The organism is Pseudomonas sp. PDM17 (assembly GCF_014851985.1).
GTDB lineage: Bacteria > Pseudomonadota > Gammaproteobacteria > Pseudomonadales > Pseudomonadaceae > Pseudomonas.
Genome location: NZ_JACVAT010000002.1, coordinates 584,605 through 607,824 on the forward strand (window position 1 = coordinate 584,605; position 23,220 = coordinate 607,824).

Genomic DNA, 23,220 nt, shown 5'->3' on the forward strand with positions numbered 1-23,220 from the left:
CCGTCGTGGCGGCGGGCTGGTTGTTCAGGTCGAAGGTTCGGCGCGGTGGCTCGTTACCCTCTCCCCAGCCCTCTCCCTGAAGGGAGAGGGGGCTTGATCGTGCCGGCGGATACCGCTGAACTCGCCGGATAGCTCTTTTTCCGTTCGGTCTTGCGTGTACTCCCATGCCCGCTGGCTGACTCCATGATTGCCGCTGGCACCGGACAGCTCCCTCTACCGCTTGCGGGAGAGGGCGGGGGGAGAGGGGCTCTTCGGCCTGCCGGCGGACATCAAGCCGCCTCGCTCTTCACCCGCAGCCGCTCGTAAGCCTGCTGCTCATCCTCATCGAGAGCGATCACGTACGGCTCGATCGGCTTCTTGAAACTCGTCATCGCGCCGTCTTCGCCCTTCTTCAGGTGCGCATGGCAGAACCACTCGGCATCGTTGCGCAGCGGATAGTCGACGCGATGGTGGTACAGCCCCCAGCGGCTCTCGGTGCGGAACAGCGAGGCGCGGGCGGCCATCTCGGCGCAGTCGCGGATCACGCTGGCTTCCATGGCGCGCATCAGTTCGTGGGGGTTATTGGCCTTCATCTGGTCGAGGTCGCGGGCAATTTCGGCGAAGCGCTGCAGGCCGATCTCCATCTTCTTCGTCACCTTGGGCGGCTGCAGGTAGTCGTTGACCATCCGCCGCAGCTTGTACTCGACCTGCGCCGGCGGCAGGCCGTGCTCGCGCTTGAGCGGGGCGAAGACGCGTTCGCGCTCGCGCTCGACCTGGGCGGCATCGACTTCGCTGAACCCGCGCCCGGCCACGTACTGCGCGGCGTTGGCGCCGGCGAACCAGCCGTAGGTAAAGGCCCCTAGCATGTAGTTGTGCGGTACGGCGGCCATGTCCCCGGCCGAATACAGGCCCCTGACGCTGGTCTCGGCCCGCTCGTTGACCCAAACGCCGGAGGCCGAATGGCCGGAGCAGAAGCCGATCTCGGAGATGTGCATCTCCACCATCTGCTGCCGGTAGTCGGTGCCACGGCCGGCGTGGAACTGGCCACGGCTGGGGCGTTCGTTGCTGTGGAGGATGTCCTCGATGGTCTGGATGGTTTCCTCGGCCAGGTGGTCGAGCTTGAGGAACACCGGGCCGTTGCCGCCTTCGAGTTCCTGGTGGAACTCCCACATCATCTGGCCGCTCCAGTAGTCGCACTCGATGAAGCGCTCGCCCTTGCTGTTGGCGGTGTAGCCGCCCAGCGGGCCGGTGACGTAGGCGCAGGCCGGGCCGTTGTAGTCCTTGATCAGCGGGTTGATCTGGAAGCACTCCAGGTTTGAGAGTTCCGCCCCCGCGTGGTAGGCCATGGCATAGCCGTCGCCGGCATTGGTGGGGTTCTCGTAGGTGCCCATCAGGTAGCCGGACGAGGGCAGGCCCAGGCGGCCGGCGGCGCCGCAGGCGAGCACCACGGCCTTGGCGCGGATCACCTGGAACTGCGCGGTGCGGCAGTCGAAGCCGAGCAGGCCGTTGACCGCGCTGTCGGCGTCGGTGAGCAGGCGGGTGACCACCAGGCGGTTGGTGATCTCGATGCGCGCGCGCTTGAGCTGGCGGTACAGCACTTTCTTGATGTCATGGCCCTCGGGCATGGGCAGCACGTAGGCACCCATGTGGTGGACCTTCTTCACCGCGTAGTCGCCGACCTCGTCCTTCTCGAACTTCACGCCCCAGCGGTCCAGCTGCTGCAGGGTCTCGAAGCTGTGGGTGGCATAGGCGTAGACCGCCGCCTGGTTGACGATGCCGTCGTTGGCGACGGTGATTTCCTTGGTGTACTGCTCGGGCGTGGCGTGGCCGGGAATGATCGCGTTGTTCAGGCCGTCCATGCCCATGCTGATGGCGCCGCTGCGCTTGACGTTGGCCTTGTCCACCAGCAGCACGCGCAGCTCGCGGTTGGCTTCCTTGGCCTTGATCGCCGCCATCGGGCCGGCGGTGCCGCCGCCGATCACCACGATGTCGTAGGCGAGTTCCTTGTCCTCGGGTACCTGGGAGAGGTCGAACTGGCTCATTGGTGCTGTCCCTTGTGGCGGTCGATGCGCAGGCGGTACTGGAAGGCATCGCCGCGGTAGTAGAGGTGTTCGTAGTCCAGCGGCGCGCCGTCGGCGGTGTGGGTCAGGCGCTCGATGCGCATCACCGGCGAGCCTTCTTCCACCTCCAGCGCGCGGGCCAGTTCGGCGTCGGCGAGGATGGCGTCGATGGCCAGGTCCGCGTGCCCTAGGGGCAGGGCGCAGTCGTTCTCGAGGATCAGGAAGATGTCGCGGCTGACCAGGTCGGCCTTCTCCAGGCGTTTGCCGACGTGCTCGGGCAGCCAGGTGATCTCCAGCGACACCAGCTCGCGATTGACCAGGCGGGCGCGCTTGATCTGCACCACGTTCTCGCCCTCGGCCACCTGCAGGCGGGCGGCGACCTGGGCGTTGGCCGGCACGGTCTTGAAGCTGCGCAGGCGGTTGATCACCTCATAGCCGCGCTGGGTCATGGATTCGCCCAGGCCCTGCAGCGTGCTGACGTTCTGGAACGCCTTGGGCTTGGCGACGAAGGTGCCCTTGCCGTGGATCTTGAAGATCAGCCCTTCCTTCTGCAGGTCGCCCAGCGCCTGGCGCACGGTGATCCGGCTGACTTCGAAGGCCTTGCCCAGCTCGGCCTCGGAGGGCATCCGACTGAGCGGCGGATAGGTGCCGTCGAGGATGCGCGTGCGCAGGACTTCCTTGAGCTGGCTGTAGAGGGGAACGGGGGAGAGGGGAAGTAGTTCGGCCATAGTTCATAACTTGTTATGACGAGTTGACGAAACTATAAAAGGAATAATTGATTCAGGACAAGAAACGATTTGGCATAAGCATAGAGAGCGTTGTCTCCAGGGCTTTTCGGGGGATTGCGGCGGATATCGCTGGCGCGTATTCACCCTACGGGGCTGGAGGTTCCTACAAAATCAAAGGCCCCTCACCCTCACCCTAACCCTCTCCCGCAAGCGGGAGAGGGGACTGTCCTGAGCGGTTCTGAAATCGGCGCTCGCCGGGTGACTTCATTTTCGCCAATCGCACCGAACGGCCCCCTCTCCCTTTGGGAGAGGGCTGGGGTGAGGGCAAGTCTCGCCGCGGATACTCCGGTTCGTAGGGCGCATAACGCGCCAGCGTTATCCGCCGCAGGTGGGACGGTGCCTCAGAACGGCCGGCTGCCGGACAGGCTGATGCGTTTCAGGCGGCGCTTCTCGCTTGCCGGGAAGGCATTGCGGCCATGCAGCACGGCCTGGTTGTCCCACCAGACGATGTCACCGACCGACCACTTGTGGCTGTAGATCAGCTCGGGCTGCTGCAGGTGCTCGCGCAGTTTCTCCACCAGCGCCGCGCCCTGTTGCGGATCGGCGCCGGGGATTTCAACCTCGGTGTGCACGGAGAGGAACAGCACGCGCTTGCCGTTCTCCGGATGGGTGCGCACCAGCGGGTGTTCGGTGCCCTGGATCGGCTCGATATCCGGGGTGCGGTAGCGCACGAAGGTGCCGTTGTAACCGCCACTCTTCAGGCGGATGAACGGGTTGTAGTTGATCAGGCGCAGCGGCACGATCTCGGCGCGGGTTGCTTCATCCAGCGTCTCGTAGGCACGGGCGAGGTTGGTGAACTGGGTTTCGCCGCCGGTCCTGGGCACCTCCAGCGCGTAAAGGAAGGAGCCGGACGAGGGCACCGGCGTCCACTGGTGGTCGATGTGGGCCGGCAGGGCAAAGTTGCCCAGCTCGCCGTCCTCGGTGTTGGCCACCTTGACGATATCCGGGGCCTTGCCGTCGGCTCCGGAAGACAGCACCGGGATGTCCGCCGGCGGCTGGAACACCGCGCCGAACAGGGTGGCGAAGCGCAGGTACTGCTGATCGTCGAGTTGCTGGTCCTTGAAGATCAGGATGTGGTATTCGCGGTGGGCCTGCTTGATCGCCAGGATCTGCTCCGGGGTGAGCGGCTCGCGGGCGTCCAGGCCGCATACTTCGGCGCCCAGCGGGGCGTCGAGGGGGACGATGACGAAGGGTTCGGGGGTGGATTTCTGCAGGGCGGATTGGGTCATGCTTCAGTGCTCCGTTCAGGCATGGGCGGCCCTCTCCCTAACCCTCTCCCTGAAGGGAGAGGGGACTGGATCGGTGCCAGGCGAAACCAAGTGGCAGTCCTGCACCCGAGGTAGCAGGGCTGCACAACAAGAGGTGCGCTTCAATCGGATACTCCCTCTCCCTTCAGGGAGAGGGCTGGGGAGAGGGGCTCTGGCTCGCAGTGCTAGAACTCAAACCTTCTTGATCGTCCGGCTGCGCTGCCCGTCGACACCCACCGGCACATCGCCGTCGAGGGTCACGCGGCGCACGATGCGCGGCTGGGTGCCGTAGTCGTCCACGGCGTAGTGCTGGGTCGCGCGGTTGTCCCAGATGGCCACGTCGCCCGGCTGCCAGCGCCAGCGCACGGTGTTCTCCAGGCGCGTGACGTGGCTTTGCAGCACGGCGAACAGGTGCGCCGAGTCATGCTGCGAGAGCCCCTTCAGACGCTTGACGAAGTGCCCCAGCAGCAGCGTCTTCTCGCCGCTGACCGGGTGCACGCGCACGACTGGATGCTCGGTCTCGTAGACGGTGGAGGTGAACACCTTGCGGTACTCCTCCAGGCGCGCGGGGTCGAAGTTCGGGCGGATGCCGGCGTAGTCGTACTCGTTGCTGTGCACCGCCCAGAGTGAATCGGCCAGGGCCTTGAGCTCCGGCGTCAGGTCGTCGTAGGCGCTGGCGGTGTTGGCCCACACGGTGTCGCCGCCGGACTCGGGGGCCACCACGTTGCGCAGGATCGAGGCCTTGGGATAGGCGTCGACGAAGGTCACATCGGTGTGCCAGGAGTTGGCGCGGCGGCCCTGGGCACCGTCCAGTTCCAGCAGGTAATGGGTGCCTTCCTGCACCGGCACGGTCGGGTGGGCCACCGGGTTGCCGAGCAGCTGGGCGAAGGCCTCCTGGCCCTGGTCGTCCAGGTGCGTCTGGCCGCGGAAGAAGATCACCTTGTGCTTCACCAGCGCGGCCTGGATGGCGTCGGTGGTGGCGGCGTCCAGCTCGCCGGACAGTTTCACGCCGCGAATCTCGGCGCCGATGCGGCCGGCAACCGGGTGGATGTCGAGGCTTACTGCGTGCTGCTGGATAGCTTGTGCTGCGTTGCTCATCTCATCGTCCTCTTGCTGTGGCAATAGAGCCGCGCGCCGGGGCGCGGCGGATGGGGATCAGAAGTCATAGCGAACCGAAGCGCCCAGGGTGCGCGGCTGCCCCACCGAGGCGGTGTAGGAGCCGTTGATGCTGGCGAAGGCGGCCAGGTAGTAGTCCTTGTCGAAGGCGTTCTTCAGCCAGACCGAAGCATCCAGCTGGCCGTCGCCGAGGTCCTTGCGCACGCCGACGGAGAAGTTCGCCAGGCCGTAGCCGTCGATCTTCGAAAGCTCGGAGTTGTCCAGCGTGCCTTCGGCCTCGGAGCGGTAGGAGTAGCTGCCGGTCACGTAGGGGCGGATGCCGTCGTCGAGGTTCCAGGCGTATTCGCCGTTGAGGTTGGCGATCCACTTCGAGGCGCCGACCACGCGGTCCCCGGTGAGGTCGCAGGTGGCCGGGGCATTGGGTTGAGTGGAGATTTCCGCCGGGCACGGGGCGTCCTTGAACGACAGGTAGGTGACGTCGTTGTAGGAGCCGTTGAAGTTCAGCGTCAGGCCGCGAACGGGCAGGGCGGTGGCCTCGAACTCCAGGCCGCGCGAGCGCACGCTGCCGGCGTTGGAGAGCACCGAGACCAGCTGGGTCGAGCCTGGCGGCTGGTACAGGGTGGTCGCCTGGTAGCCGTGGATGCCCGTCCAGAAGAGGTTGGTGTTGAGCTGCAGGTGGTTGTCGAACAGGGTCGTCTTGATCCCCAGTTCGGCGTCGTTGGCGCGTTCCGGGCCGACCAGCAGCGAGTCCGCGCCCGCCGTCGGGGCGCTGGCCACGGCCAGGTTCACGCCGCCGGATTTTTCGCCATGGGACAGCGAGGCATAGCCCAGTAGGTCGTCGGTGAACTGGTAGCTCAGGCTCAGCAGCGCCGAAGGCGCGAAGCTGTAGAGACTGAGGTCGCCCGAGTCATAGGCGCCCAGCTGGTTGCGCCGTACCACTGCGCCGACGCCGGTTACCGGTGCGCCGCCGACCGGGTCGAAGCGTTCGACCTTGGCATCCTTCTCCTCGTAGGTGCCGCGCAGACCGGCGGTGAAGTCCAGCTTGTCGGTAAGGTGCCAGGTGCCCTGGGCGAACAGCGCGAAGCTGTCGGTCTCGATCTTGCCGTTGGCTTTCGAGTAGGTGTTGTTCAGCGCATTCAGGTCGGTGCCCAGCAGGTAGCGGTCGGCCAGCGGGCCGTAGCTGGTGAAGGTCTTGTTGCCCAGGTTCTGGTTGAACGCATAGGCGCCGAGCACGTAGTCGAAGAAGCCGCCGGTGGGCGAGGCCAGGCGGACTTCCTGGGAGAACTGGCGGTCGTGGACTTCCACGCCGGTGTTGTTGATCGCCGAGACGTTGAGCTGCTCGTCGTTGGCCGGGGTGAAGTGCCAGTAGCGGTAGGCGCTGATGGAGGTCAGCTTGTAGCCGCCATTGAGGTTCCAGTTGGCCTCCACCGAGCTGCCGCCCTGGTGCACGCTGACGTGCTGGCGGGCGTTGATGTTGACTTTGTGCCGGTCCGGATCGCGCACTGGCGAGGCACCTACCGAGGCGGCGCGCTGCCAGAAGCGGTCGGCGGCGCCGTACACCACCATGCTGCCGTTGCTGGAGTCCTCCTCGTTGTAGTCGTTGATCCAGCGCAGGTCGAAATCCTCGTTGGGCTTGAACAGCAATTGCCCGCGGATGCCCTGGCGCTCGCCGCCATTGAGGGTGTTGTCGTCGTGGATGTTCTTGATGTAACCGTCATCGCGGGTGCGGTAGGCCGAGACGCGTCCGGCCAGGGTGTCGGTCAGGGCGCCGGAGACGCTGCCCTTGCCCTGGAAGTAGCCGTCCTGGCCGCCGGAGACCTCGACGCTGCGCTCGGGGGTGAAGGTCGGCGCACGGGTGCTGATGTTCAGTACGCCGGCCGTGGTGTTCTTGCCGAACAGTGTGCCCTGCGGCCCGCGCAACAGCTCAAGCTGCTCGATGTCCAGCAGGTCGAACACCGCCATGCCGGGGCGGCCGAGGTAGACGTTGTCCAGGTAGACCCCGGCGCTGCCTTCCAGCCCGTCGCTGGCCGGGTTGTTGCCGATGCCGCGCACGGCAATGCTCGATTGCCGCGCGTGGATGAAGGCGACGTTAACGCTGGGCAGGATCTGCTGCAGGTCCTGCACCTTGTAGACGCGCTGGGTCTCCAGGGTCTCGCCGCCGACCACGGTGATCGGCGTGGGCACCTTCTGCGAGTCTTCCTCGCGGCGGCGAGCGGTGACGGTGACCTTGCCCAGGGTGGCGTCGGCCTTGGCGGGCGCTGCGCTCACGGGCTTGGCAGTATCACTGGTAGTGCTGCCGTCCTCGGCTTCCTCGGCGAATACCGGCAGGGCGCCGCCCAGGGCCAGCAGGAAAATGGCCTGGCGCAGCCGGTGGGGCTTAAAGGGGAAGGGCGAATGTCTCGAAGTCATGCTGTGTCCTTGTCTCTGCACGCTGTTCGCGGGCAAAACGGGGCCGCGCCAGGCAAAAGTGGCGAACGACGTTTTTCGTTGTGGTTGGGTGCGGCTTTGGCTGTCAGCGACAGCGGGACAGGCACATTCGCGAGGAAAGGAGGTGCAGGGCTGGCATCGGGCGACTCCTGGTCTGAGCTATATTCTTAGTTCGTAAAAGAATAGATGTTTGCTTTATTCTTCGTTGACGGAATAAGAGCTTGCATTTAAAACCAGCGCATACCCAGCGGCAAATGCCTTTGCCCACTATTTTCAATGCCGGAAATGCATCATGGATCTGCGCCAGCTCCGCTACTTCATCGCCCTCAACGAACACCGCAGCTTCGTTCGCGCCGCCGACGCCATGGGCATCACCCAGCCGGCGTTCAGCCGCAGCATCCAGGGCCTGGAGCAGGAGCTGGGCTGCCGTCTGGTGGACCGTGGCAGCAAGGACCTGCGCCCGACCCCCGAGGGCCAGGTGGTGCTGCAGCACGCGCTGAGCCTGGTGCAGGGCGCCAATAACCTGAGCCACGCGGTGGCCCGTCTGAACAAGCTGGACTCCGGCGAGCTGCGCTTCGGCAGCGGGCCGGCGCCGGCGCAGAAGCTGGTGTCCGATGCGGTGTCACGCTTCGTCCAGCGCTACCCGCGCATCCATATTCAGTTCGGCGTGGACAACTGGGAGCGCCTGGCGCGCAGCCTGAGCCGCGAGGAGATCGAGTTCTTCGTCGCCGACATCCGCCATTTCGAAGCCGACCCGAACTTCCAGACCCGCGCGCTGAAGCCGCGCAGCGGGCTGTTCTTCTGCCGCGAGGGGCACCCGCTGCTGGCTAAGGAGAGTCTCTCCACCAACGACATGTTCGCCTACCCGCTGGCGGCCACGCTGATTCCGCCCAGCGCGCGGAAGATGCTCGCCAACCTCAGCGGCAAGATCGACATCAGCACCAACGTGCAGTGCGAAGACATGGCTTCGCTGGTGCGTATCGTCAGCCAGACCGACGCCATCGGCATCGCCGTGGAAGAGGCGCTGAGCGAACCGATGGCGCGTGGCGAACTGGTGCGCCTGCACTTTCGCAACCTGCCGCAGAACGTCGACATCCTCCAGGCACGCTGCGGGATCGTCACCCGCAGCGGCGACCGCCTCTCGGCGGCGGCGCGGGCGATGATCGAGCTGCTGGTGGACCTGGATGCGGGCGTGGAAAGCGAGGTGGCGTGAGGCAGCGGCAGAGTGCCTGACGCCGGTCCTGCCGGTGGATCGCGGGCGTGGCGCGCTGCCGCGACTTGAGCCAAGACCGTGCCGGAAGGATTTACCGAACCTTTACAGAGCGCCCAAGAACTCGCTCGGACAGTGCATGTCAATCTGATAGCAATCCCAAGGGTCCTGTTTACAGGCAAACCAATGGAGTGGTCAGGAGCATTGCATCATGCGCTTCCCATTCGTCGTGGTCCTGCTGGCCGCGCTGGGTTTCAACACCGCGCAAGCCGAGATCTACAAGTGCACTGTCGAAGGTCGAACGACTTTTTCCCAACATCCCTGCTCCGCCGATGCAATCCTCGTCAAACCCGCTATTTCTCCCCAGCCGACCGACGAAGAGCTCACGCAGCAGGAGGCCGCCAACCAGTCTGTTCGCGTCGCAGCAATGGGGCGCTGGAAATTCCACAAGGTGACGTTCCTGCGCAAGAGACTCAGCAGCCTCGATGGCCGCATTGCCGCCTTATTAAGGGAGCGGAGCGCGCGCCTGGATGATCTGCAGCAGGATGCGCTGGCTGAAAATGACGTCGTGAATCTGCAATACAGCGTGGATCTGCAGCGCTTGATGGAGGAGCGAGCGGACGTCAAATCACGCCTGGAAGGTATGCTGAGTGCGCCGAGATGAGATTCGGTCGATTCTGCCAGTTGCCACCGAGACCTGACGGATGCGATGGTCAGGTCGTATTGCTTGTTCCTGCCATGGAAACTGCAATGAGCCTTTCGCTCCGCCCCGCCCGCATCACCGATGTCCCCTTCGTCCAGCGCGGCGAAGAGGCCTATATCCGCCAGTGGGAGCCTGCCCATGAGGAGCGCTGGCGAGAAGACTTCGACCGCCACCTGGCGCGCTGGCTGGAGCACTTCGAGCGGCTGACCATCGCCGAGGTCGATGGCGAGAGCGTCGGCTACAGCCTCTGGTTGCCCGAAGCGGGCAGCGCGGAGCTCTGCACCCTGGGCGTCAGCGAGGCTTGGCGGGGAAAGGGCGTCGGTGCAGCGCTGTTGCAACGCTACATCGCCGATGCCTGGCAGGAGGGCTACCTGCGGCTGAAGCTCAGCGTGCGCCCCGACAACCCGGCGCGGCGCCTTTACGAACTCGCCGGATTCGAACCGCAGGGCAGCGACGCCCTGGGTTACCGGCAGTACGAATTGCGCATCGACTGAAGCGTCAGACCCACTCGGTGCTGCGTTTGCGGCGCACGCGCAGCATGGTCGGCAGGATCAGCCCGGCGAGCAGGCCGGCGCCGGCGATGCTGCCGCCATAAGCCATGTAGCGCATCAGCACCTGCTTGTTCTCGTCGCCCAGTTGCGCCTGGGTATCGCGCAGCTGCGAGCGCGCCTGGTTCAGCTCGGCGTCCAGCGCGCTGCGCGCGGCCTGCAGCTCATCGATGAGCTTCTTGCGCGCGTCCAGGGTTTCCTGCATGCCCTGCACACGGTTCTTCCAGGAGTCGTCGATGGTCTGCAACTGGGTGGTCAGCTCGGTGACCTTCTGTTCCAGCGAGGGCAGGCGTTCTGCCTGGCCGGGCTTCTCCTGCAGGTCCTTGCTGGCGATCCACACGGTGCTGCCGCTGTCGCTGCGCACCTGGCTGTAGTCGCCGGAGGTGCTGACCAGCTGGACCTTCTGCCCGGAGGTCAGAGTGCCGACGATGCGGTAGCCGTCGGTGGGGCCGCTGCGCACGTAGGTACTCAGACTGTCGTTCACCCAGCGCGCGTTGCTGGCGGGCTCCTCGGCCTGGGCCGGAGCGCCGGCGGCCAGCAGGCTGGCGAACAGGCAGGCACCGAGGGCGCGGGTCTGGAGGGGAGAAACTCGTGCGGGGAAGCGACGCGATAGGGACATGGGCAATCTTCACATGACTTGGAACGAAACCCGCCTTGCGGGAGCGAAAACGTCGGCCGGGCAACTTATTGAGAACTGGCCGGGTGGCCAATGGCCAGGAAACCCACCCGGGGGGCCGACAGCACACAGACAGTTGTCGGACGCCGAGAGTTCACCGCTGGGAAAATGCACGGATGAGTGGTGGGAAATTGCCTGCTTTGCCGCAGTGGCCCGTACGCCGGATAACCGAATCGTCATCCTTGCCTCAGCTTCCCGTTAGCGGCGGCCTCTTAAGGTGGAATCACTTTCAACCACCACGAGGTGACTGCCATGAAACTCTCCCGCATCTTCCTGACTGCCGCCCTGCTGGGCGCTTCCTCCCTGGCCCTGGCCGACGGTGGCGGCGACATCACCTTCGCGCGCATGGAGCAGGCCCGCCAGCAGGTCATGCAGGCCCGCCAGGGTGCGCCGTCGCCGACGCAGATCGCCGAGGCCAAGCAGTACACCTACGGGATGAACCTGGACATCGCCGAAGTCGTGGCGGTGACGCCGATGAGCAGCGACTGCGGCGTGGTGCCGGTGCAACTGCGCTACAAGGATTCCTTCGGTGACGAACAGGCCATCGAGTACCGCACCGAGCGCGTCGCCTGCCGCGCCACCCGTTGATCTTGAGCTGGGTGGAGGTCAGTCGGGTGACGAAGGAAACGTCAGGAGGAAGCGCGTCGGCCCTTCCTCCGCACTCTGCGCGCTGGCCGAGCCCAGGTGCAGCTCCATGATCGAACGCACGATGGCCAGCCCCAGGCCGGTGCCGCCCTGTGCCCGCGAACGGCCCTTATCCACCCGGTAGAAGCGCTCGAACAGGTGCTCCAGGTGTTCGGCGGCAATGCCTGCGCCGGGGTTCTGCACCTGCAAGGTCACGGCTTCGCCGTCGTCGCGCACCTGCACGCTGATGCGCTCGCCCCCGGGCGTGTGGCGGATGGCGTTGGACAGCAGGTTGGATATCGCGCGCTGGATCATCAGGCGGTCACCGACCACCCGCCCGTGACCTTCGATGACAATGGAGAGCGACTTCTCCTCGGCGCTGAAATCGAACAGCTCGGCGACCTTCGCCGCTTCCTCTTCCAGCCGCACCGGCTCCTGCGGCAGCAGCGCGCGCGGATGGCTGACCTGGGCGAGGAACAGCATGTCGCTGACGATCCGCCCGACCCGTTCCAGCTCCTCGGTACTCGCCGCCAGCACCGTCTCGTACTCCTCCTTTTCCCGTGGCCGCGACAACGTCACCTGCGCCTTGCCCAGCAGGTTGCCGATGGGTGAGCGCAGCTCGTGGGCGATGTCGTCGGAGAACTGTGTGAGTTGCTGCACGCCGTCATCCAGCCGGTGCAGCATCAGGTTCAGTGCCCGCGCCGCCTTGCCCAGCTCACGTGGCAGGTCCTGCAGCGGAATGCGGTGGCTGAGGTCCTGGGTGGTGACCCGCGAGGCCACCTGGCCGAACTGGCGCAACGGCAGCAGGCCGCGCTTGGCCACCAGGCGCGCGCCAAGGGCGATAAGCAGCAGCAACGGCGGCACGGCCAGCCAGGCCGAACGCAGGAAGGCGCCAAGCAGGGCGTCGTCGTCGCGCCGATCCAGGGTCAGGAACACCCGCAGGCTGTTGCCGTCGCGCAGACGAATCAGGCTGCGTTCGGTGAGCAGACGGCGGCCGTCCGGCGCGGTCCAGCCGAAGGCACGGCCATTGCCGGCGAACCCATCGAGTATTGGCAGGTCGGCATTCGGCCCGCTGCTGAACTGCGCCGGCCGCCCGCGCTGCTCATCGAGCAGCGCGGCGCTGAGGTTGTCGTGGCCCATCAACTGGTCCTGCAGGGCATGGCCACGCAGGGGCAGGGCGGCGAGGCCGGGGTCGGCCTCCAGCGCGTGGCGCAGTTGCCCGAGCTTGTCCTCCAGCTCCCGGTGGGCGCGCAGGTCCAGCTGATGGTCGAGGGCGAGGTAGGCGAGGGTGAGCAGCAGGGCCATCAGCACCGACCCCAGCATGCCAACCCACAGGCCGATGCGCAGCGACAGGCTGGCCGGCTTCATGCGCGGGACTCCAGCACGTAGCCGACCCCGCGCAGGGTGTGGATCAGCTTGTCGGGGAAGGGCTCGTCGACCTTCGCGCGCAGGCGGCGGATGGTGACTTCCACCACGTTGGTGTCGCAGTCGAAGTTCATGTCCCAGACCAACGAGATGATCTGCGTGCGCGAGAGCACTTCGCCGCTGCGGCTCATCAGCAGGTGCAGTAGGGCGAACTCCTTGCTGGTCAGGTCGATGCGCTGGCTGTCGCGGTAGGCGCGATGGCGACCGGGGTCCAGCTCCAGCCCGCCGATCTGCAGCACCTGCGGCTGGTCGATGCGTTCGCTGCGGCGCATCAGCGAGCGCACGCGGGCCAGCAGTTCGGGGAACTCGAAGGGCTTGAGCAGGTAGTCGTCGGCGCCCAGGTCGAAGCCTTTCACCCGCTCGGTGAGACGGCCGCGGGCGGTGAGCATCATCACGCGGATGTCGCTGTGCTGGCGCAGGCTGGCGAGCACGTCCCAACCGTCCATCTGTGGCAGGTTCACATCGAGGATGACCAAGTCGTAGGCGCACTGCCGGGCCAGGTGCAGGCCGTCGACGCCGTTGTCAGCGCGGTCGACGACATAGCCGCTTTCGCTCAGTCCCTGTTGCAGATAATCGGCCGTCTTGTGGTCGTCCTCGATGAGCAGGATTTTCATGGATAGTTACCCGGTAATTACGCGAAGAGTGGTGCCGCAGGCGCAGGGAAGTTCATACCGCCAACGAGAAAGGCGCGCAGTCTAGAAGCTGTAGCGACTTCAGGGTCAACCGTGGCGATGTCGCATTTCTGGCTGGGTGAGGAGCACTGAAAGTTATGTATGTCGCTGTTCTGTAAGGTGTTTCAGAAGCGATTCAGTTTGTTCGGAGTGCCGCGAATTGTTTCCTGAAGTTACCTGGAAGAGGCGCGATGCCTTTTTAAATACATACAACGGGACGTCGGCAAATGGCCAATTACATGTTTGTAATTATCCAGTCACCTTGTCGCTAGAGAGGCACTTCTAGATTCGCCGGTGGAAATGACGGGATGCCGTCGAAGTTGACTCCACCGTGCGAGGTTCGCCGTGTTTTCAAGACGTACTGGATTTGCCGCGCCGGCAATGCTGCTGGCGTTGCTGCTCTGGCAGTTGCCAAGTGGGGCGCAGGCCCGCGAGATCGGTATCGAGGATGCCCTGCAGGCCGCCGCCAGCGGCAACCCCGAGCTGGCCGCCAGCGGCCGGGAAATCGGCATCGCCCAGGGATTGCGCGAACAGGCCGGCCTGCTGCGCAACCCGACGCTGTCCTGGGACCAGGAGGGCACCGATTCGCGCAATCGCACCACCACGATCGGCATCAGCCAGCCGCTGGAACTGGGCGGCAAGCGCGGCGCGCGGGTGGAACTGGCCGAGCGCGGCCAGGATGTTGCCGCACTGAGCCTGCAGGCGCGACGCAACCAGCTGCGTGGCGAAGTGATCGCGGCTTTCTACACGTCCTTGCGCGCCCAGGAACGGGAGCGCCTGGCACAGCAGTCGGTGGAACTGGCGCAGCGTGGTGTGACTGCGGCTGAGGGGCGTGTGCGTGCCGGCAAGGCACCGCCGCTGGAGGCCAACCGCGCGCAGGTGCAACTCGCCGAAGTACGCCTGGAGCAGTCCCGCGCCCGCCGCGAACGAGCCGACGCCAACCAGGCACTGGCCGCACTGATGGGCTTGGCACTGCCGGATTTCAGCGGCGTGCGCAGCGACAGCGTCGAACCCTTGCCCGGCCTGCCCAGCAGCAATCAACTCCTCGACCGCCTGGGCGACAGCGCGGAAATGCGCCTGGCGCAGACCCGCATCGATCAGGGCGAGGCCGCTGTGCGGCTGGCAAAGACCCAGCGCATTCCCGACCTCGACGTCAGCGTCGGCACCCAGGAGGCCATCGACGCCGGCAACCGCGACCGCATTGCGGTGATCGGCTTCAGCCTGCCGCTGCCGCTGTTCGACCGCAACCAGGGGAACATCCTCGCCGAATCCCGCCGCGCCGATCAGGCTCGCGACCTGCGCAACGCCACCGAACTGCGCTTGCGCCAGGAAACCCAGCAGGCGCTGCAGCAGTGGAGCACCGCCCAGGGCGAGGTGAATGCCTTCCGCCAGACCATCCTGCCCAGCGCCCAGACCGCCGTGGAGAGCGCCACGCGCGGCTTCGAGATGGGCAAGTTCGGCTTCCTCGAAGTGCTCGACGCCCAGCGCACCCTGATCACCGCGCGCGACCAGTACCTGCGCGCGCTGGCCCAGGTCAGCGATGCCTGGGGACGGATCGAAAGGGTCTACGGCGATGTCGGCGCGGCCCGCTAAGCGCCGCCGCGCCTGGTTCGGCCTGCTGCTCGTGAGCCTGACGCCGTCCGCCGCCGCGCCCATCGTTAGCCTGCCCGTGCACTGGTGCGTCCACGACCTCTTCAGCACCCTCCATCACCCTGCGGTGCCTGCGCTACGGCGCGGCGCCGGCGGAAATTTCCCGGAGCTTCCATGATCAAGAAAACCCCTCTCGCCGCCACCGTTCTGCTGGCCTCCGCGCTGGGCGTCAGCGCCTACGCCTGGATGGGCAGCGAACAGGCCGGCGGCAGCCACCTCGACGACGCGACCCATGCGGACGGCGAGCACCACGGCAACGCCGCGCCGACGCGCCATGCCGAAGCAGGCAGCCATGCCGATGGCGAGCATCACGCCGCCAAGCAAGCGCCAGCCGAAGAAGAGGGCCTGCACCTCAGCCCTGCGCAGATACAGGCTGCCGGCATCCAGCTGGCCACCGCCGGACCGAAGGCGCTGGACGAAGCGTTCAGCCTGCCCGGCGAGATCGGCTTCGACCAGGACCGTACTGCCCACGTCGTGCCTCGCACGCCAGGTGTGGTGGAGTCGGTGAAGGTGGACCTGGGGCAGAGCGTGAAGAAGGGTGAGCTGCTGGCGGTGATCGCCAGCCAGCAGGTTTCCGAATTGCGCAGCGAGCTGGCCGCTGCCCAGCGCCGGGCGAGCCTGGCGAGCAAGACCTTCGAACGCGAGCGGGAGCTGTGGCAGGAGAAGATTTCCGCCGAGCAGGACTACCTGCAGGCGCGCCAGGACCTGGAAGAGGCACGCATCGCACTGGCCAACGCGCAGCAGAAGACCAACGCCCTGAGCGGCGTGTCGGCCAGCGTCGGCGGTAATCGCTATGAGCTGCGCGCGCCTTTCGACGGTGTAGTCGTGGAGAAGCACCTGGTGCCCGGCGAGGTAGTCAGCGAGACCACGGCGGCCTTCACGCTGTCCGACCTGTCGCGGGTCTGGGCCAGCTTCAGCGTGGCGCCGCAGGACCTGGCGCGGGTGCAGGTGGGCAAGCCGGCGCGGGTGGAGGCGGCGGACCTGGGCATGCAGGTCGACGGCCGCGTCAGCTACGTCGGCAACCTGCTCGGCGAACAGACCCGCAGCGCAGTGGCCCGCGTCACCCTGGCGAATCCCGATGGCGCGTGGCGCCCCGGTCTGTTCGTCAATGTGCGGGTGAGCAGCAGTGCGCGCCAGGTGCCGGTCGCGGTGCCGGAGCAGGCGATCCAGGAGGTGGAAGGCAAACCCAGCGTCTTCGTGCGCAGCGCCGAAGGCTTCGAACCGCGGCCGGTCGATCTCGGCGCGCGCAGCGCAGGTCTCGTCGAGGTGCTGGCCGGCCTTGTCGCCGGTGACCAGGTGGCGACTGAAGGCAGCTTCATTCTCAAGTCGGAGCTGGGCAAGAGCTCGGCGTCCCACGCGCACTGACGGAGCGAAAGCATGTTCGAACGCATCATTCGTTTCGCCATCGAGCAGCGCTATCTCGTGCTGCTCGCTGTCCTCGGCATGGCCGGCCTGGGCATCGCCAGCTACCAGAAGCTGCCCATCGATGCGGTGCCCGACATCACCAACGTGCAGGTGCAGGTCAACACTTCGGCGCCGGGCTTCACCCCGCTGGAGACCGAGCAGCGCATCACCTACCCGGTGGAGACCGCCATGGCCGGTCTGCCGGGCCTGCAGCAGACGCGCTCGATCTCGCGCTCGGGGCTGTCGCAGGTGACGGTGATCTTCAAGGACGGCACCGACCTGTTCTTCGCCCGCCAGTTGGTCAACGAACGCCTGCAGCAGGCCCGCGAGCAGTTGCCTGAGGGCGTCGAGTCGGCCATGGGTCCGATCTCCACCGGCCTCGGGGAAATCTTCCTGTGGACCATCGAGGCCGAGCCGGGCGCGCGCAAGGAGGACGGCAGCGAGTACACGCCGACCGACCTGCGGGTGATCCAGGACTGGGTGATCAAGCCGCAGCTGCGCAACGTGCCCGGCGTCGCCGAAGTGAACACCATCGGCGGCTTCGCCAAGCAGTTCCAGGTTGCGCCCGATACCCGTCGGCTGGCGGCCTATCGGTTGACCCTGGCGGATGTCATCGCCGCGCTGGAGCGCAACAACGCCAACGTCGGCGCCGGCTACATCGAGCGCAACGGCGAACAGTTGCTGGTACGCGCACCAGGGCAGGTGGGCAGCCTGGAAGACATCGCCAACATCGTGGTGGCCAATGTCGACGGCACGCCGATCCGCCTGCGCAACGTTGCCGAGGTCGAACTCGGCCGCGAGCTGCGCACTGGCGCCGCTTCCGAGGATGGCCGCGAAGTGGTGCTCGGCACAGTGTTCATGCTGATCGGCGAGAACAGCCGCACCGTCGCCAAGGCTGCCGCCGCCAAGCTCGAAGAGATCAACCGCACGCTGCCGGCCGGGGTCAGGGCGGTGACTGTCTACGACCGTACGCAACTGGTCGACAAGGCCATCGCCACGGTCAAGCGCAACCTTACCGAGGGCGCGATCCTGGTGATCGCGGTGCTCTTCCTGTTCCTCGGCAACATCCGCGCGGCGCTGATCACCGCCATGGTGATCCCGCTGGCCATGTTGTTCACCTTCACCGGCATGTTCAGCAACCGCATCAGCGCCAACCTGATGAGCCTCGGCGCGCTGGACTTCGGCATCATCGTCGATGGCGCCGTGGTGATAGTCGAGAACGCCATCCGCCGCCTGGCCCACGCGCAGCAACATCATGGCCGCATGCTGACCCGCAGCGAGCGCCTGCACGAAGTCTTCGCCGCGTCGAAGGAAGCGCGCCGAGCGTTGATCTATGGCCAGCTGATCATCATGGTGGTGTACCTGCCGATCTTCGCCCTCACCGGCGTCGAGGGGAAAATGTTCCACCCCATGGCCTTCACCGTGGTGCTGGCGCTGCTGGGGGCGATGATCCTCTCGGTGACCTTCGTCCCGGCGGCCATCGCGCTGTTCATCACCGGCAAGGTCAAGGAGGAGGAGAACCTGCTGATGCGCGGTGCGCGCCGTGCCTACGAGCCGGTGCTGGACTGGGTGATGGCACGCCGCGCACTGGTGTTCGCCGTGGCCGCCGTGCTGGTGCTGCTCTCGGGCGTGATTGCAAGCCGCATGGGCAGCGAGTTCGTGCCCAGCCTGGGCGAGGGCGACTTCGCCCTGCAATCGTTGCGCACGCCAGGCACCAGCCTGTCGCAGTCGGTGGCCATGCAGGAAAAGCTCGAGCGCCAGGTGCTCGACAAGGTGCCCGAGGCTCTGCGCATGTTCAGCCGCACCGGCACCGCGGAGATCGCCTCCGACCCGATGCCGCCGAACATCTCCGACGCCTACGTGATGCTCAAGCCCAAGGACCAGTGGCCCGATCCGAAGAAGAGCCGCGCGCAGCTGGAGGCGGAAATCCAGGAAGCCGCCAACGGCGTGCCGGGCAGCGCCTACGAACTGTCGCAGCCGATCCAGCTGCGCTTCAACGAGCTGATTTCCGGGGTGCGCAGCGACGTGGCGGTAAAGGTTTTCGGCGACGACATGGGCGTGCTGAACCAGACCGCGGAGCAGATTGCCGGCGTGTTGCGCCAGGTGCAGGGCTCGTCCGAGGTGAAGGTCGAGCAGACCAGCGGCCTGCCGGTGCTCACCGTCAACATCGACCGCCAGCGTGCGGCGCGCTACGGGCTGAATGTCGGCGACATCCAGGACAACGTCGCCGTGGCCATCGGTGGCCGCCAGGCGGGTACGCTGTTCGAGGGCGACCGTCGCTTCGACCTGATCGTGCGCCTGCCGGAAAACCTGCGCAGCGACATCGACGCGCTGTCGCGCATGCTCATTCCGGTGCCAGCCCCGGCCAACGCCACGGACTCGCGCATCGGCTTCATCACCCTGGGCGAAGTGGCGCGCCTGGAGCTGGTGCAGGGGCCGAACCAGGTCAGCCGCGAGAACGGCAAGCGTCTCGTCGTGGTCAGCGCCAACGTGCGCGGGCGGGATATCGGCTCGTTCGTCTCCGAGGCCAGCGGCAGCATCGAGCAGCAGGTGAAGCTGCAGGCCGGTTACTGGACCACTTGGGGCGGCCAGTTCGAGCAGTTGCAGTCGGCGGCGCAGCGCCTGCAGATCGTGGTGCCGGTGGCGCTGCTGCTGGTATTTACCCTGCTGCTGATGATGTTCAACAACGTCCGCGACGGGTTGGTGGTGTTCACCGGGATTCCCTTCGCCCTCACCGGCGGGGTGGTGGCGCTGTGGCTGCGGGACATTCCGCTGTCCATCTCCGCCGGGGTGGGCTTCATTGCGCTGTCGGGGGTGGCGGTGCTCAATGGCCTGGTGATGATTTCCTTCATCCGCAGCCTGCGGGAGGAGGGACGTGGCCTCGACGCAGCAATCCGCGAGGGTGCGCTGACACGCCTGCGCCCGGTGCTGATGACGGCGCTGGTGGCGTCCCTGGGCTTCGTGCCCATGGCCCTGGCCACCGGCACCGGCGCGGAAGTGCAGCGGCCGCTGGCGACGGTGGTGATCGGCGGCATCCTGTCCTCCACCACGCTGACCCTGCTGGTGCTGCCGGCGTTGTATCGGTGGATGCATCGGCGGGATGAGGAGGACTGAATAGGTTCGCGGTAAAGCACATGACCGCTCGTTGTCATGTGCCGTTCCACTGCGGCAGCCGCCCCGTAGCCTCCATAGTCTGGTGGCGACTGTAGCCCTGATGGGTGTGGCTCGCATCGTTCAAACTCACTTTTAGCCAATGGTTCAATTCCTATCTACGCTTCCCCTGCGCGCTGCTTTTCGACGCAAGAGCTCAACAAGGTTCATGCAACGTTCAACAGGCGCAAATGACCAGGGATTGGGCCGCAGCATGGCTGGTCAAACAGGACTGCTGTCTGCGTACTTCAGTGAGGAAGTGATGCTCTATAAATGCATGCGTTGCGTAATGGTGTACGACGCGGAATTCGACGATGACCGGTTTCTCTGTCCGAACTGCCGTGACCGGGTATGGCCGTTTTCAGGTCCTCGGCCCGAGCACGTATCCGAAACTGAAATGGTATTGCCGCAGGAACCCATACTGCCGCTTCCACAGGTATCCCCGATCTCCTACGAGTTCACCCGGCTTACCAACGAAAATTTTGCTTTCTGGGAAAGCTACGTGTACCTGATGAGGTTCGTGGCAACTAATCTGCTTTCGTCTGAAGTCAGTTACGGTTATCAGCAAGCGGTAAAGGGTTTTCTCGACGCATTGAGTTGCTTCAAGAGAACGCCGACCAGCGAGGTGTGGGTGGCCTATGCGGTCTTTGGCTCGACTGTCGGGGTAACCCAGGCGGAGCACTTCGTGCGAATCGAGATGTGCATGACGGTAACTACACATCCGGATATCCCCATCTCTACCCACATGGGGATTTTCCGTTCGCCGCTGAGGATGGTGACGGTTCCCGCGCTGAAAAAAATCCGGCGTTTGGAGCACGGTGGAGTCAGTGTCCGTCAGTTGATGGAAGTCATGGAAAAAAACGGAAATCTGGCAAGACCCGTGCGTAAGCTCTCTGTCATGCTTCATGCGTTCGCCGCCGAGCGTTGTCTGCAGAAAAGTAGCGGTGTGAAGAAGGTCTTCATGATCACTGCGCCGCTGAAAAAGATGCTGCAAATCTTGCGGGAGAACTGTGGTACTTACGCGACTGAAGACATCTATTCAGAGGAGACAGGGGGCGTTTTGGCTGTCCAGGTTGGCGCTTCCCCATGGCATAAGTATTTCAATTTCGTCGTCACGAACATCCACCAGTATCCTTGGCTGACCGAGCTTGCCGATCTGAAGGGCGGGCGCCCGAAGATCGCCATCGAGCTCACATCGCTGGAGGATGCTTTCGAAAGCACGCGTGTCGAGCTGATTCTCGACTGGCTGGAGAAATGGCAGTCCTGAAGGCGAGCGCAAGGGACGTATCTCATTCGGCGTGGGCTTCCTTTTGCGATGTCCGCCACGTAAAAAAAGGCGCCCGTGTGGGCGCCGAGAGTTCCTCTCCCCCCAAAGGGCACGTGGAGCGCCAGGGAGAGGAGCAGTGCTGCGGGGAAATCATCACCAGAAGCCTTGGGGGGCGGTGATGGCTTCCGTTATACGCAGGCGCGCCTAACAGGAGGCTGAGGCGCAACTGACAATTCCGTCATCCGCCTGTCAGGCGCAGGCCGTCACAGAATCGCCAGCGGGTATTCGACGATCAGTCGCACTTCGTCCAGGTCCGACTCAAAGGCGGTGGCGCGGGTGGTCGCCTGGCGTACGCGCAGGGACAGGTCCTTGAGCTGGCCTTCCTGGAATACGTACTTGGCCTCGACGTCGCGCTCCCAGCGCTTCTGGTCCGTGAGCGGGTCGCCGTTGTCATCCGTGCGCATGTACACGGCGTTGGCGTTGGAATAGTCGGCGTCGGTGCCGCGGGCGTAGCGGGTCATGAAGCTCAGCCCCGGTACGCCGTAGGTGGCCATGTCGAGGTCGTAGCGGACCATCCACGAGCGCTCCTTCGGCGAGTTGAAGTCGCTGTACTGGATGGAGTTGTCCAGGTAGATGGAGTCGGCCTGGCGCAGGTAGTCGAAGTCGTTGTTGCCGTTGTTGCGCTGGTGGCTGACGGCGATGCGGTGGGCGCCGAAGTGCACGCCGGCGCTGGCGCTCCAGATATTGGTGTTGAACTCGCCGAGCAGCTCGCGGCCTTCGTCCTGCGATTTGTAGTAGTTGAAGCCGCCGAACAGCTCCACGGCCTCGCTGAGCGGGAAGTTCAGCGCAGTGCCGAAGTAGTACTGGTTCCAGGCGTCCTTCAGGCGGCTGCTGTAGAGGCTGATGCTGGCGTTGTCGTTGATGGCGTAGTCGCCGCCGCCGTAGGCGAGCCAGGCCGAATCCACCGGGCCTGCGTAGAAGGTGGCGAAACCGTCGTCCATCTGCCGCGACTGCGGCTGGCTCATGGCGTGCAGGCGGCCGCCCTGCAGCGTCAGGCCCTCGAGGCTGGTGTTCTGCAGGGTGAAACCACGGAAGGACTCGGGCAGCAGGCGCGAATCGCCGTAGTGCACCACGGGAGTCTCCGGGAAAACGTCGCCGGCCTTCAGCACGGTGTCCCACAGGCGCACCTTGGCCGCGCCGCCGGCCTTGGCGTAGTCGCTCTCGGTGCGCCCGTCGTTGTCGGTAGGCAGTACGTCCACCGAGCTGCCGGCGCCGTTGCGCCCGTCACCGGTGTCGAGCTGGAAGCCGACCATGGCGAAGGCGTCGACGCCCACGCCGACCGTACCCTGGGTAAAGCCGGACTCGAACTTGCCGATGATCCCCTGGGCCCAGACTTCCGAGTAGCCGTTGCCGCGCGGAGGCACTGACTGGCCGTGGCGGGCGTCGCGGTTGAAGTAGAGGTTGCGGTTGAGGATTTCCAGGCTGGAACCTTCGAGGAAGCCTTCGGCTTGCTCTGTGCTTTCGGCCTCGGCGAAGACGGTCGGCGAAGCAACCCCCAGTGCCAGCAGCGAAGCCGCCAGCGGAAATTTACGTCGGTACTTTCTATGCGTGCGATTCATGCGATGCGTGCGATACATGGATGTGCTCCCTAGGGCAGGATGGTTGGTGACCGCCTGCTGTTGTTGTTTTTGCCCAGGCGTGGCGAGGGCCACGGGCATCGTGTGGGAGCGCGGATAACGGCGAGATGAGCGGCGGATGACAAATCTGTCAGGGGGCGGATCAGAGAAGGGCGGGCAGCGCTGGCAGACATACCAATGTCGAATCCAGGCAACTCGCCGTTGCGGTTCGTGGCTAGGGTGACGGACCTTCACCGCAACGACTGGAGCTGTCATGTCCGATTTCATCACCGTACTGCGCGACACCTGCCCGACGCCCGTGCTGGACGCCACCAAGTGGAAGCGCATCGGCGGCGACCCGCACACCGTCAACCTCAATGCCTACCTGTCGGCGGACGGCAGCAAGATCATGGGGACCTGGATCTGCACCCCCGGCAAGTTCGAGGTGAACTACGAGAAGTGGGAGTACTGCCACTTCCTCGACGGCTATTGCGTTATCACCCCCGAGGGCGAGCAGCCGATTCACCTGCGCGCCGGCGATGTGTTCGTCATCGAGCCGGGCATGAAGGGCACCTGGGAAGTGGTGGAGACAGTGCGCAAGTACTTCGTCTTCGCCTGAGACAGGGCGCAGACGAGAAGGGGAGCCATTGGCTCCCCTT

At 65.3% G+C, this 23,220-nt stretch carries 18 protein-coding genes; 9 read left to right on the plus strand and 9 right to left on the minus strand.

Going from position 1 to position 23,220, the window contains the following annotated elements; all coding sequences use genetic code 11:
- Nucleotides 1–269 precede the first annotated feature (269 nt).
- From IB256_RS08375 to IB256_RS08395, 5 genes are all read right to left on the minus strand, one after another.
- Nucleotides 270–2,021 carry a fumarate reductase/succinate dehydrogenase flavoprotein subunit gene (locus IB256_RS08375; protein ID WP_192402083.1) on the minus strand — a complete coding sequence of 584 codons (1,752 nt, stop codon included), beginning with the start codon at nt 2,019–2,021 and terminating at the stop codon, nt 270–272.
- Entirely contained in the window at nt 2,018–2,767 is a 750-nt protein-coding gene (locus IB256_RS08380) for a GntR family transcriptional regulator (RefSeq protein ID WP_192295735.1), read from the minus strand. Before IB256_RS08380 ends, IB256_RS08375 begins: the two co-directional genes overlap by 4 nt.
- Before the next feature lie 401 nt (nt 2,768–3,168).
- A complete protein-coding gene (locus IB256_RS08385) occupies nt 3,169–4,056 on the minus strand; it encodes a TauD/TfdA dioxygenase family protein (RefSeq protein WP_192402085.1) in 888 nt (295 codons plus the stop codon).
- A 210-nt stretch (nt 4,057–4,266) separates the two neighbouring features.
- A complete protein-coding gene (locus IB256_RS08390; RefSeq protein ID WP_192295733.1) occupies nt 4,267–5,172 on the minus strand; it encodes a TauD/TfdA dioxygenase family protein in 906 nt (301 codons plus the stop codon).
- A gap of 57 nt (nt 5,173–5,229) precedes the next feature.
- Nucleotides 5,230–7,599, minus strand: coding sequence for a TonB-dependent receptor (locus IB256_RS08395; RefSeq protein ID WP_192402087.1), 2,370 nt, complete (start codon nt 7,597–7,599; stop codon nt 5,230–5,232).
- Nucleotides 7,600–7,909: 310 nt separating this feature from the next.
- Here IB256_RS08395 and IB256_RS08400 point away from each other — a divergent pair, with 310 nt between their 5' ends.
- The 3 genes from IB256_RS08400 to IB256_RS08410 all read left to right on the plus strand — a co-directional run bounded on the left by IB256_RS08400 (nt 7,910) and on the right by IB256_RS08410 (nt 10,024).
- Nucleotides 7,910–8,830: a LysR family transcriptional regulator gene (locus tag IB256_RS08400; protein WP_138525469.1), complete on the plus strand. Its 921-nt coding sequence runs from the start codon at nt 7,910–7,912 to the stop codon at nt 8,828–8,830.
- Between the two features lie 208 nt (nt 8,831–9,038).
- Nucleotides 9,039–9,491, plus strand: coding sequence for a DUF4124 domain-containing protein (locus tag IB256_RS08405; RefSeq protein WP_192295731.1), 453 nt, complete (start codon nt 9,039–9,041; stop codon nt 9,489–9,491).
- 86 nt (nt 9,492–9,577) lie between these two features.
- Complete coding sequence (locus tag IB256_RS08410; RefSeq protein WP_192402089.1) at nt 9,578–10,024, plus strand: GNAT family N-acetyltransferase; 447 nt, start codon at nt 9,578–9,580, stop codon at nt 10,022–10,024.
- A 4-nt stretch (nt 10,025–10,028) separates the two neighbouring features.
- Here IB256_RS08410 and IB256_RS08415 read toward each other — a convergent pair whose 3' ends face one another.
- Entirely contained in the window at nt 10,029–10,697 is a 669-nt protein-coding gene (locus IB256_RS08415) for a TIGR04211 family SH3 domain-containing protein (RefSeq protein ID WP_081517032.1), read from the minus strand.
- A gap of 309 nt (nt 10,698–11,006) precedes the next feature.
- On the opposite strand from IB256_RS08415, the gene IB256_RS08420 reads away from it, so the two are divergent.
- Entirely contained in the window at nt 11,007–11,342 is a 336-nt protein-coding gene (locus tag IB256_RS08420; protein WP_081517033.1) for a co-regulatory protein PtrA N-terminal domain-containing protein, read from the plus strand.
- Between the two features lie 18 nt (nt 11,343–11,360).
- On the opposite strand, the gene IB256_RS08425 is transcribed toward IB256_RS08420, so the two are convergent.
- Both IB256_RS08425 and IB256_RS08430 read right to left on the minus strand, forming a co-directional pair.
- Nucleotides 11,361–12,746, minus strand: coding sequence for a heavy metal sensor histidine kinase (locus tag IB256_RS08425; protein ID WP_192402091.1), 1,386 nt, complete (start codon nt 12,744–12,746; stop codon nt 11,361–11,363).
- The gene (locus IB256_RS08430; protein ID WP_192295727.1) at nt 12,743–13,417 is read right to left on the minus strand and encodes a heavy metal response regulator transcription factor; all 675 of its coding nucleotides are present in this window, start codon (nt 13,415–13,417) and stop codon (nt 12,743–12,745) included. The genes IB256_RS08425 and IB256_RS08430 overlap by 4 nt, the downstream gene beginning before the upstream one ends.
- 438 nt (nt 13,418–13,855) lie before the next feature.
- Here IB256_RS08430 and IB256_RS08435 point away from each other — a divergent pair, with 438 nt between their 5' ends.
- The 4 genes from IB256_RS08435 to IB256_RS08450 all read left to right on the plus strand — a co-directional run bounded on the left by IB256_RS08435 (nt 13,856) and on the right by IB256_RS08450 (nt 20,945).
- Nucleotides 13,856–15,067 (plus strand): TolC family protein, encoded by a 1,212-nt coding sequence (locus IB256_RS08435; RefSeq protein ID WP_151189669.1) that lies wholly within the window; start codon nt 13,856–13,858, stop codon nt 15,065–15,067.
- A gap of 171 nt (nt 15,068–15,238) precedes the next feature.
- Entirely contained in the window at nt 15,239–16,489 is a 1,251-nt protein-coding gene (locus IB256_RS08440; protein WP_192402093.1) for an efflux RND transporter periplasmic adaptor subunit, read from the plus strand.
- A gap of 12 nt (nt 16,490–16,501) precedes the next feature.
- Nucleotides 16,502–19,642, plus strand: a complete 3,141-nt coding sequence (locus IB256_RS08445; protein ID WP_192402095.1) for a CusA/CzcA family heavy metal efflux RND transporter — start codon at nt 16,502–16,504, stop codon at nt 19,640–19,642.
- A gap of 205 nt (nt 19,643–19,847) precedes the next feature.
- The gene (locus IB256_RS08450) at nt 19,848–20,945 is read left to right on the plus strand and encodes a hypothetical protein (protein WP_192402097.1); all 1,098 of its coding nucleotides are present in this window, start codon (nt 19,848–19,850) and stop codon (nt 20,943–20,945) included.
- A gap of 263 nt (nt 20,946–21,208) precedes the next feature.
- On the opposite strand, the gene IB256_RS08455 is transcribed toward IB256_RS08450, so the two are convergent.
- Nucleotides 21,209–22,582, minus strand: coding sequence for an OprD family porin (locus IB256_RS08455; RefSeq protein ID WP_412547956.1), 1,374 nt, complete (start codon nt 22,580–22,582; stop codon nt 21,209–21,211).
- A 253-nt stretch (nt 22,583–22,835) separates the two neighbouring features.
- Here IB256_RS08455 and IB256_RS08460 point away from each other — a divergent pair, with 253 nt between their 5' ends.
- Nucleotides 22,836–23,180: a cupin domain-containing protein gene (locus tag IB256_RS08460; protein ID WP_184595441.1), complete on the plus strand. Its 345-nt coding sequence runs from the start codon at nt 22,836–22,838 to the stop codon at nt 23,178–23,180.
- Nucleotides 23,181–23,220: the final 40 nt, after the last annotated feature.